Below are 11,039 nucleotides of genomic sequence, written 5' to 3'. Positions count from 1 at the left end.
CGCAGCGCCGTTGGGCCGACATCCATCGATGCGCAGACGTCAGGGATCGAGCAGTTGTCATCAAGAACCATGCTTGCAGCACGTTGCTTGAACTCACGGGTATAGGTCTTTCGTTCTTGCATGGAACCTCCTGATTGGGCGAATCATATCGCCCTTAAGAGGTGTCCGGGATCATTAGGCCAGTTCAAGCCGACTCCCACAGGAGTAGCACCAGCCCCCAGGCTTGCGCGTTATGCCTGTGGGAACCGCGCTTGCCGGCGATGAGGCCGGTACTGACTACAGAGCGTTGGAGCGGTGCCTGCTTCGGATCGATAGCAGCCAGTCGTAAATGACCATTTTCGACCCAAAGCGGCCGGTAAGCCGAACCAATGCAAGTGAACGAGATTGCAGATTCGACAAATCCGCTTCTGACGTCCACTCTCTCAACGGGCCATGTGTTTTGTGTTCATGGCTGGTCATTGAGTGAGGTGGCTGCCGATGAAGCTGATTCAGTGCCGTTTCTCATCAAGTCAGCGTGTGCCGCTACTCGTGCACGCTGGTAATGCGGCGCCATTGCCCATACTCGTTCCGTTTATCTACGTCCAACCCAAACTCAAACACCGGGCTTACAATACCCCTGCGGCGCAACTACGCACGATCCAGGCCTTTTATACCTATGCGTGTTAGCGCAGACGCCAAATTGACCAATTTCTGCCAACGCCAACTGGCTGACTCCATGCCTGCCATTGCTGCTGTCTCTTCGAGTGGCGCTCCCATTCACCAACAGCTTTAGAGACGCAGACGACAAGGTACTCGGTGTGATCTGGCTGGTCTATGTCAACGACTGCGAACTGATAAGTGATTGCAGCAACAACGAAGCCATCCTCGCCCTGTTTCAAGGGGCCTAAGCGCTGGCCGAATCCTATCAGTGATGTTTGAACTCTGCGCCTTCCAAGTAGCGCGCAGACTTGAAACATCCAGCACACTACGGAGCACCACACCATGCGTTTCATCCACCGGCATCAAGGGCTGATTTTCTTGGCGTCCTTTCTCGCCGTCGTTGCGCTGCAAAGCTGCGCGACCTTGTACCCGGACCACCACACCGCCTTCACTTTCGCCAGCTATGGCGCCGCTCTGGGCTGCTTCCTTGCCGCTGTTAGCTCAGCGTTCGACCACGAGTAATCCGCACAGTACCGCTGGCCCGGCTGGTTATCGCGCATCGCTGATGCGAAGCTGATTCGTTCGATGTCGCGTAAGGTCTGCTCGCCAGACAGCGCGGCTTGTAAGGGCTTCTTCGGCCGGTTGAAAACGGAGCTGCTCTATCCTCGCAATTGGTAGTCAACGAGCATCGAGCAGTTCATTCAGGCCCTGGATTCATACATTCGCTGATACAACGAAAGAGCCTGGGCCTCGCGGCATAACCAGTCCAAGTTTTTTCCGCATCCCCCGTGGGGTAATTCGGCGTCATCGCTAACATGTCCTTCGCTCAAATCTACAGTCGTCGCTTTACCCCTAAGTTATGCGACGACTCATTCGTACCTGAAGGTAACGGCTTTACGATGTCGCGTAAGTCTGTTGCAGGCACTCAAATTATCTGCGACATGACATGCGCTGGGTGTTGCATTGAGAAGGATAAGGGGTGAACCCAATACGCCCGCCCCCCACTCAGGGCGATGATCAGGAGCCGCAGCAAAGTGCGACTGCGAGATTGTATCTGTCAGTATCTGTCATGACTGACCGCTTATGGCCGAAAGCGGCCTGTCGTTATCGTCCGCTTTGAGTCGAAAGCAGTCATTTAGTTAGCCTTCAGCCAGAGGGATGAACCGAATGACCTTGATTCAGCGCATCGTACTCACGCTCGCACTGTTGGCCTGCGGTCCTGGCACGGTCATAAGCTTTCGCCAGCTCTCCCGCTCGTTCATCAGCCCGTGCGAGCAGGTCGGATAGCACCATGGCGGCGCGGGTGGCTGCCTGGCCTCGGGCGATAGCGGCGGTATCCGTGCTGGGGCAACTGACGGTGGCGGCGAGCTTGCTGGCCTTGTCGCGCATCCGCTGACCAGCAGCATCGGCGCCAGCAGCACCAGCGTCAGCAGTCGTTCGTTCCTCCTGGGCATGGGCTCTCGCCTCCTCTTGCGCCTCGGCGCGTCGTTGTTCTTCTTGGCGCGCGGCCCGCTCGCCGATCACTTCGGCCTGCCGGTCACCGCTGTCCCGTTGCGCCGATACCTGACCCGCCTCTGCCCGCTCTACCGACCGTCCATGCTGGTAAGCCAACCAGTAGGAGCCCAGCAGCGCCAACAGCAGGATTGACCTCATAACCCAGGAATTCATACCAGCACCCGCAGCGCCAGTTCGTACAGCGCCCGTCGCTCGGTGGCACCATGCGGGACACGGCCAGGCTGGCCTGTGTTGATGACACTGCCGATTTCCTGGACGCGGCCAGCATCGGCCAACTCGTTCAGCCCACGCTTCGCCCACCACCAGGCGGCGGACTGGGCGGCGTGCTCGGCCTGCTCAAGCAGCTCCGGCTCGTCTTCAAGCGGAAGGCCAAGGCCCGCGCCCGCCTCTCGATAGTTGCTGCGGCCTGTGATCTGCAACAGCCCGCGCCCACGGAACCGCCAGCCATCGCCAGATGCCTCCGGGCCGTTGCCCATTCGGCCGCCGTACACCTTGTTGGCGATCTTCGCAGGCTGCCGGGCATAGGCGGCGCTGGACTGCGCAGTGAACCGGCTTGGCCACACGCGCACCAGCGCATCGGCGCTGTAGTTCAGGTTCTCGACCAGATTGCGCAGCTGGCCGGATTCATGGCCGACCTGGGCTAGGAAGGCTGCCTGCCGGATACGGCTATCGATCTTGTGGCGCGCCATGGCCCGGTTCAGCGCAGGCAAAAAAATGCCCGCGACTGGGCGGGCATTGGGAAGGATCTGCAGCAGCTGCTGCTCGTTGAGTGACATAAAGATCTCCATTCAAAGCCCATGCAGAACGAGCAGGGCTGAATTTGGTCGCTTTGAATTGAGGCTCGCTCACCTCATAAACACCATTTCTCAGATAAACCCGGATTCATCGGAAAGAATTTGATACGAATCTCTGCCTAGCATGTCTAAAAAAATGAGTACCATGGAGGGTCTATTGAACCGATAACATTCGATCCAATAGCTGGACTATTCATGGAAGCTGCAAGGAATATGCAATGACACGTGCAAAGGTAAACGTATGTTTAAAGCACAGGTAAACCAGATAATTTATGCCCGGGAAAGAAATAGCGATGCCAGCGCCTTCTTCCTGCAAATTAAGCGAGCCAACAAAAAAATAGAGGCTGCTGACGCGCTTAAAAAAGTCGTAAATTTTGACCCTTCTTGGACAACCGCCAAATATCAATATGGAATGTCCCTTATCCGACTGGGAAAGCATAGCGAAGCACTTCAGTATTTTTTAGACTGCACCGAAGCGCACCCCAAGTGGATATCAGCCTTATACCACTTAGGTGCCTGCCACCTAAGAACCGGCAGCGAACAAAAAGCCCTATCCATCTTCAAGGCAATCCTTAACCTTGACTACAAGGATGACATTGAAGAATACTCAAAAACATTTGAAGCTCTTGCTGATCATTACTTCATAATGGCGCGAAGAGAAAGGGACAAGTCTCTCAGAGACGGCATCATCAAGGAATTGCAGGCCATCTGCGACAATAATATAGAAATCCATGGGGAGCAGCCTTGGTCCCTGCTTTACGCTGGCGCAATTCAGTTCTATTCAAATAGTGTAAAAGATGCTTTAAAAACATTTGAAATGGCAGCGAGCCTTGCAGACCCGATGGCAGCAAACAAGCCATTCCTTTTCAAAAGCGCTTACGGCTGCTACTCAACCAAGTCATTCATTACATTGAACTCAATCCTTTCTCGGCCGAGAAGAGTTCCTGAGCCTGAAATTTCACTAGGCGAAAAAAAGGGTCGTGACTTGGTTATGCTTATAGGTTGCGATGACGGATATTTCAATAGATTTTCCTCAAGCTTTTTGGGGACGCTTTTTGAAACAAACGACAACCTAACAGTGCACTTCCATATCATTGGAAATGAGAGCAGCGTATCTGAACAGCAAAAGAAATTAGTACGGGAACTACGCAAAGATCGAAAAATACCAATTGAATACTCATTCGAGAACAAACCGACTCACGAAAACAAAACTTACTACGCACTAAGCAGGTTCATTATTGCACACCAGATAATGAACCACTACAAATGTGGCGTGGTAATTGGAGATATTGACGCGGCGGTGACCGGCAACCTACACTCGGTCAAATCATATGTGGGAGAAAGTGACGCAGGCGTAGATGCCACCTATAACGTTGATGCATTCCGAAAATTCCCCTGGAACGCTATAAGTGGTTGCTACCTATACATAAATAACACTCGCCTCGGACTACAATATGCCGAGACCATGTCACACCTAATGCTCGACACATTCGACCCTGCAAGCCCCAAAACCTGGTGGCTTGATCAAAGCATCCTTTACTGCGCAACATTTTACATAAAAAACCACACATTCAACTTTAAGCTAACAAGCTTAATCGGCAATGACGCCCCAAAACCGTTTACTTATTCAACTCCTGGAAAGAGCAAAGACCACTTCTCCGCAGAGCTAAATAAAATGGTTGCTACCGGCGACTTTTCGAAAAAATTCTCTTAACGCCTGACCGCCGCACTTGATTGTGCGGCTACCTTTCCGAGCAGATTAAACCTGGCCGGGCGTACCGGCCTAGGTCTTGTAGCGCATCGTTCGGCGCAAGTACCAAAATGCCCCCGGCACGCGGGTCGACGACGCTCAGTCAAATACGCCTGAGGCATAAGCCAGGGCTGCTGCGGCTTCTGATACCGCCGCCGACGACATCACCCCACTCCAGAGCCCCACCCCCTGCAGCAGGCTTCCGCCAGAGGTTTCGGACGAACCGTTGCCGACCTCCAGCGCCACGTCTGCGGCATAGGTGATAGGCGTCGCCTGTGTGGCGAACGTGTTGCCGGTGATGATGCTGCCGTCAGCGTTATGAAGTCGGAGGTTCCCCGTCGCTCCGTTGCCTGCACGGACCATGGAGATCAGATACGGCTTATCCGCCTCGATCTCCCAGTTGACGCCGTTCCCGGATGGCGCAGGGAGGCTGTAGGCGCGGAGCGGACCGGTACCACCTGCGGAGCCGTCGACGAAGATCCGGCGGCGCAAGGAGTCTGAGTTCTTGGTGGATTGCGACCAGAGGTTGACCAGTCCCGAAACCAGATTCGAAACCGGAGATCGGAATGCAACGATCAAGGTGAACCCAGCCGGCGACAGCGCACCCAGATTGGAGAACCTGATGTAGTTTTCCATGCCGAACTGCCGAACCCCCATGGGCTCTACGTTGAGCTGCCCAACCACGACGCCATTGCCGTTGCCGGAATGGTTGACCAGGCTTTCGAACTGGGTCCCACCGAAGATGGAGAACACCTTGTTGTTGGCCAGGTTGGGGATATCGAACAACGGGATGTGCACAGGGAAGGTATGGTCGGGAACCCTGATAGTGGTAGTCATCGAAACTCCTTAATACCAGCCGAACTGGCGTATACGCGGCTGAATAACGTTCTTGTTGAGCGCCAGATACGCGGCATCGTTGAGGTGACCGGCGTCAACCGAAAGGGATGCTGGTTTCTGGCCGAGCGCCTGTTGTGCAAGGTCGTCTGCGGTCGGTGTGATGCCAGTGTCTATCCACACCTGGGGTGACGTGATGTAACCCTGGACGTCGATATACAGGTCGCCGTACCGGTCCTTGTAAGCCTGGTTCACTGCATCGATCAGCACCGACCTCGCATCAGTGGGGGCCCAGTCCGAGTCATGGAAGTGGCCAAGTACGAGGCAGCGCTTGATGAAGGGTGAAAGCCAGTCGAATGACTTGTTCGTTCGATCGATGATGTCCTGGGCGGTGTACGGCGCCGGGTCGTTTTTACCCATCCACAGCAGCATGACGTCACCGCGATGCTGAGGGCCGATCTCTGGAACAAACGAGTACTCACCGGCCGAAGGCACCGCGCTACCCGATGCGCTGCGGGTGAAGGTCATTACCGAACCGGTCGACGATACCGTGCCGTACACCCCATTCAGCCATCCAGTGAATGGCTTCAGCGACGAGCTCGGAAGGACGTTGCTGCCGGTGACCGTCACGCCCCCGCTCGCCGGGATGCTGCCGCCGGCCACCGTGAGCTTGAACGGTATAGAGCCCAGGCGCCCAGCGATATGGGTTGAGCTCTCCCCGCCTTTCCCGCCGTTGTAATAGGTGGCGTCTGGGTCGAGCTCGGCCACCATGGCGGTGAACTGAGAAGCCATGCGCTCCATGCTGGAGCTGCCCCAGCCTGACACGCTGAGTGGGTTGGCGTGGTACTTGAAGAGCTGACCATCCCGCATGTAGGTGTCTTTGAGGTTGACCCCCGCGCCCGCCGAGACGGGTTTTCCACCGATCAGAAGGTCCAGCACGTTGAGCTTGGCTACCTCGATCGTGCCATCATCCCGAACCCCTGCCAGGGCCAGGCCATTTGCCCCGCCATAGGTTTGGGTGAAGCCTTTGATTCTGGTTTTCACTTGCGGTATTTGCTCGACCCCGTTGATGAGCTGCTGCAGCGTGTCGTGGGAAATGCTGTGAGTCTTGCCCTGCCCGTCAGTCCAAAGGCACTTGCCAGACCTGGAGTCGATGACCAAAAGCCCGGTGTTGGGGATCTTCCTGCTCAGCAGGTTCTTGGTTTTCTCTTCCAGCACGGCAAGCAGTTCGTTTACAGCGCTTGCGCTCAAAACACTTCCGACCAGCACCGCAGTGCCGGCATCGTTACGGTAGCGGCTTTCGTAGGTGCTGTTGACGCCAGCCACGGTGAAAAACCTGTTCTGGGTTCCAGACCCGCTTGTGTCTGCCAGGCCATCAGCAATGGTCAGGTATACGCCCTTGCTGGCAAGGAAATCAGAGTAGATTTTCTTGAGTGTCGGCTTGGCTACACCATTGATGACGACATAGTCCTCATCGGACAAGAAGAGCTCATTGCCATTGGCCACGAGCCCCATGAAGAGCTGCAGAGACTCTGCGCCGGTCATTGTGATTCCTCAATAAAAAGCCCGCACTAGGCGGGCTTGGCATCCTCTTCGGCCTCAGGCCGGCGGGAACTGGTCGTCGTAGGTGTACACGCGGGCGTCGTAGGGCATGCCCTTCAACGCCGTGTTGCCGTTGGCCGGGTCTGAGCTGGTGATCAGCGCCGGGTAAGCCCAGCGAGAGGCCGGGCCGAACAGGATGTGCGGCGGCTCCAGCGGGCCGTCGACCACTGGCGTGAAGTCGAGCGCGTCCACCCGCACCGTGTACTGATCCACCTGCGTGGCAGTCCAGGGACCGGACAGCGTGCCATCCAGCTTGCGCACGCCGACCAGATGCTCGCCGCCGGCGCTGAAGTCCAGCGGCTCCGACGAGGTCAGCAGGGTTCCCGATCCGGTCACCCGGAAGTCCAGCAGAATCGCGCTCTGGCATCGCTTCGGCGCATCGTCCGCAACGGCTGCCAAGCTCAGGTAGCCGCTGTTACTGCCGTCCATCTCGGTTTCCCAGGTGTACACATCGGTCCGAAACTTCTGGTGACCGCGCCGGCGCATGCCGAAGCGCCAGGCCCGGGTCTTGTCGCTGAACCCCGGCATCTTGACCTTCTCGACCTTGGTGCCCACGTCACCCGGCCAGCGGCACTCGACCGTCTCCCAGGCCCAGGTCTGGCGAGAGAAATACTCCACATCCACGCCATCGAAGTCGTTGATCGACGGCATGGCGCCGCTGATCTTCAGCATCTTGGTCATGTTCTGCGGCGAGTAAGTCTGGGTTTTCGGACCGTAGCTCACGTCGAACGCCGCCCGCAGGCTGTCACGAACCGGGCGAAGTAGGCCCCGAAACGTCACCAGCTCACCGAAACCACAGGCCAGTGCATTGTTGACCATGTCCTTGACCGTGATCGTAGACTCAAGCGTCTCGTCGTAGGTGTCGCCGCGGGCCACACACGTGTCGTGGAAGGCATGCCACTCGGGAAGATCCAGATCATCATCGGTGTAGCCGCGTTGCTTCAGCTGGTAGATGCACCAGGGCACGATATCTCGGGTGGGCCCGGTACCGCCCTCCATGAGCGGAAGGACCCTTGTCGGCTCGCCGCTGATCTGGCTCTCGGACTGAGCTGAAAGTCTGTCACCACCACGGATATCGCAGGTTATGACAGTGAGGTTCGGGTAGCTGGTTGGAGAATTCTCCATCCGGCCGCGCAGGTCGTACCACGTCGTATCGTCCTTCGCCTCTTCATTGGCCCGTCCGCCGAGCTGAACCCAGCGTTTCTTGATTCTGGCTTCCGCGCGCATCGGGTATGGCAGCGTGATGCGATTGGTGAAGCCTTGAGCATCAAGGGATCCGCCGATGTGCTGCATGTCGATGACCGTCCACGGGCCGGCCACATCCATGTCCCGATACTCGAAGGTGTGGAAAGCGGTAATCGGATAGATCTGACCCTCTCGACCAACGCCGCACAGGCCGCTGGCAAAGAACACGCTCCACTCCAATTCGGTGACCTTTTCGCCCTTTGGGCAGCAGGCAAACGGGCCACGGTAGCCGCCTTGCAGGTTGGAGGCATCCAGCGTGATGAGGCCGTTCACGGTCTGCATGCTGTTGAATCCAGGCCATCCCGTATCAACCGATCCGCTGGAGGTTAGGCGCTCGACTGTAATCAGCGATGCGCTGAAGGCGGTGATGCGATATCGAAGCCCGCGCGGGCCAATAGTTGCCAGGCCTGTACCGATGGCCAAACCAGAGGCAGGCTGGCCGCCGTCGTAGTTCAGTGTCATCTCCGCCGACTGGCCTGGCGTTCCGCTGGTGGTGGCAGTGCCGGCAGTGTTGACCGGGCTGGCCCCCAGCAAGTCAGCCCCACCTGAGGTGATCAAGGCCAGGCCGTTGTAGGTGCCGGTTTGCGTGATCAACACCTTTCCTGCCGATGCCCTGGCTTCGAACGGTGCGCTCCCCTTGGCGGTGTTGATCGCCGCGACCAGGCCGATCAGGTCAGACACGGCCGTGTTGATGGTCAGTGACCTGGTGCCTCTTTCAAAGGCCGAAGCTGCTCCCGACGTCTTCTCGATCATGGGGCTGTCGATGATTAGGGTGTTGCCAGCAATCCCCGCTCGGTTCACGTACGCCACAAACGAGGCGTTCATGGCAGTAGCAACTGTTATCGTGAACACATAGCGAGACCGCGTGGTGGTGATGGCCTGCGCAGCCCCGGTGACGTTGGTCGTGCCGTCGAATACACCGCATTGGAGCGTGGCTCCGGCGGTGGCAGATGAAGCGTAAACGCTGACCCTGTAGGTACCCGGTTCCAGATAGGAGCTGCCCGCACCGCTGGTTGGGTTCAGGCGAACATACCCACCCGTTGCGCTCGTGGTCGTGTCGCACCGATAGGCGTAGCCCGATGCGCTCGCAGCCAACGCGAGAGACGACACGTTGATGTCTGCGGACTTGTTAACGGTTGGCAGCGATGCGCCGAGCCAGCTGTAGGTGTCCACCACGCGATTCAGGATTGAGCCGCCGCCGACCAAAAAGGTCACGGGCGTGACGTTGAAGTCGTAGCGCGCTGGAGTGCTGGAGGCCAGGACCGTCGACGGAGAACCGGCAGACGGCGGGACAGCGGGCGTAGCTGGGGTGTACGAGCTGACCACATAGAGCCCGGAGTTCGCGCCTTGAACCTCGATCTGCATGGCCGTAACTGGATTCAGCATCTCCAGCGGGCCGCGGATAATGTCGCGACCCGCACCGCCATCCACAACCGTGTATTCGTATGGCGACAGAACCCGAATTATGAGGCCGGCTTCCCAGTCTGCCGGAAAGGTGCCAGCCCCCAGGGGAATAGAGATCGTGTTCCCATCGAACAGATAGGCTGAAGCAGTTGAAGACTTGGTCAGCTCTGTGGCCGTAGTCAGCTCGAGGCCGGCAGATCCGCTTGAGCTTGCGCCAACCTCGGGAACGTTGAACCAGTTGATATGCGCCGGATCTGCTGAGAGATCAGCTCCAGGCGGGTAAATGGTGAAGGTCGCGTCCGAGCCGAGGGAGATCAGCGGCGTTTCGCCGACACGCACAGTCGACAGGGGTATGTCGTACTCGCCCTCGCCAAAGTACAGGATCATCTGCACGCGCTGGTCGCGGGGGGCAAGGAATCGGCGCCGAGGCTGGCACAGGTAGGCCGGGTACACCCGCTGGTGGCCGGCGATCTGCCGCACCGGTTCGCCCAACTTGACCTTGTTACCCTTGGCGCTGGCTTCCGTCAGGGGGTCGCCCTGCTGGGTGCCGGCGCTGGAGGGCATACCCGGCATCTTCGGCATGATCGCCTTGGCCACCGCCTTGACGCCCTTGAACAGAGCGAAGGTAATGGAGAACGGGTCGGTTCCTTTCGGCTCGCGGTAGATCTGGAGCAGGTGAGAAGGCTTGAATGTGACCTTGTGCCAGTCCTGCTGCTCGATCACCTCATCATTGAGGACAATGCTGATGGGAGGGCTTTCGCGGCGCTCGTAGGACGGGGCCTGGGACTTCAGCCACTCCTCGATGGTCATGCGGCGATCGGTCTTCCAGGTGCCCAGGGGCGCTGTGTCAGACAGCTTGTTCGGATAGAACTCGACGGTCACGGTAATACACCACCTTTGGGTTAGCGGCTTCGAACTCGCCAGTTGTCCGGAGGCATGCGCCACCGGGGTTTGTGTCCAGCACCTTCAGCCGGCCTTCGCTTTCCACCACCACGCCGACGTGCAGGCACAGCGCGCCGCGGAGCACGGCGGCAATGGCCCCGGGTTCCGGGGAGCACTCCTCCATGCCCTGGCGAAGATCGTGGTAGGCCGTGGTGTTGGCCTTGAGCTTGTTCTTGCCCACAGCGCCCAGGCTGGGCAGTAGTGGCAAGCCGAACACCTTGTGGCGCACTGCGATGCACAGTCCCCAGCAATCGAAGGCAATAGGCCCCCGTGCACCCTCGCGATACGGGGCGCGCATGAATTTATCAATCATG

Annotated in this window: 9 protein-coding genes and 1 pseudogene; 3 read left to right on the top strand and 7 right to left on the bottom strand. The window is 57.9% G+C overall.

Annotated features, from left to right (window positions below; translation table 11 throughout):
* Positions 1-122 (bottom strand): transposase (locus tag ACIPZB_RS22055; RefSeq protein ID WP_400639370.1); only part of this gene is annotated, 122 nt, incomplete at its 3' end.
* Positions 123-981: 859 nt separating this feature from the next.
* Here ACIPZB_RS22055 and ACIPZB_RS22050 point away from each other — a divergent pair.
* Both ACIPZB_RS22050 and ACIPZB_RS22045 read left to right on the top strand, forming a co-directional pair.
* Positions 982-1,161: a hypothetical protein gene (locus ACIPZB_RS22050; RefSeq protein ID WP_400642633.1), complete on the top strand. Its 180-nt coding sequence runs from the start codon at positions 982-984 to the stop codon at positions 1,159-1,161.
* A gap of 3 nt (positions 1,162-1,164) precedes the next feature.
* A pseudogene (locus ACIPZB_RS22045) lies at positions 1,165-1,314 on the top strand (IS3 family transposase); the annotation flags it as partial.
* 471 nt (positions 1,315-1,785) lie between these two features.
* Here ACIPZB_RS22045 and ACIPZB_RS22040 read toward each other — a convergent pair.
* Together ACIPZB_RS22040 and ACIPZB_RS22035 are read right to left on the bottom strand one after the other, a co-directional pair.
* A complete protein-coding gene (locus tag ACIPZB_RS22040; protein ID WP_400642632.1) occupies positions 1,786-2,307 on the bottom strand; it encodes a DUF2514 domain-containing protein in 522 nt (173 codons plus the stop codon).
* A complete protein-coding gene (locus tag ACIPZB_RS22035; protein ID WP_400642631.1) occupies positions 2,304-2,930 on the bottom strand; it encodes a glycoside hydrolase family 19 protein in 627 nt (208 codons plus the stop codon). Before ACIPZB_RS22035 ends, ACIPZB_RS22040 begins: the two co-directional genes overlap by 4 nt.
* Before the next feature lie 259 nt (positions 2,931-3,189).
* Here ACIPZB_RS22035 and ACIPZB_RS22030 point away from each other — a divergent pair, with 259 nt between their 5' ends.
* The gene (locus ACIPZB_RS22030; RefSeq protein ID WP_400642630.1) at positions 3,190-4,662 is read left to right on the top strand and encodes a tetratricopeptide repeat protein; all 1,473 of its coding nucleotides are present in this window, start codon (positions 3,190-3,192) and stop codon (positions 4,660-4,662) included.
* A gap of 135 nt (positions 4,663-4,797) precedes the next feature.
* Here the strand turns inward: ACIPZB_RS22030 and ACIPZB_RS22025 are convergent, their stop codons facing one another.
* The 4 genes from ACIPZB_RS22025 to ACIPZB_RS22010 are packed head-to-tail and all read right to left on the bottom strand — an operon-like array spanning position 4,798 to position 11,038.
* Entirely contained in the window at positions 4,798-5,535 is a 738-nt protein-coding gene (locus ACIPZB_RS22025) for a hypothetical protein (RefSeq protein WP_400642629.1), read from the bottom strand.
* A 9-nt stretch (positions 5,536-5,544) separates the two neighbouring features.
* Positions 5,545-7,077, bottom strand: coding sequence for a hypothetical protein (locus tag ACIPZB_RS22020; RefSeq protein WP_400642628.1), 1,533 nt, complete (start codon positions 7,075-7,077; stop codon positions 5,545-5,547).
* Positions 7,078-7,131: 54 nt separating this feature from the next.
* Entirely contained in the window at positions 7,132-10,665 is a 3,534-nt protein-coding gene (locus tag ACIPZB_RS22015; RefSeq protein WP_400642627.1) for a host specificity factor TipJ family phage tail protein, read from the bottom strand.
* On the bottom strand, positions 10,631-11,038 hold the full coding sequence (locus tag ACIPZB_RS22010; protein ID WP_400642626.1) for a hypothetical protein: 408 nt from the start codon (positions 11,036-11,038) through the stop codon (positions 10,631-10,633). The genes ACIPZB_RS22015 and ACIPZB_RS22010 overlap by 35 nt, the downstream gene beginning before the upstream one ends.
* Between the last annotated feature and the right edge of the window lies 1 nt (position 11,039).

Source organism: Pseudomonas sp. NPDC089396 (assembly GCF_044749545.1).
In the GTDB taxonomy this organism is placed as follows: Bacteria; Pseudomonadota; Gammaproteobacteria; order Pseudomonadales; family Pseudomonadaceae; genus Aquipseudomonas.
The sequence above is the reverse complement of the archived record's forward strand: the minus strand, read 5'-3'. Positions and strand labels throughout refer to the sequence as shown.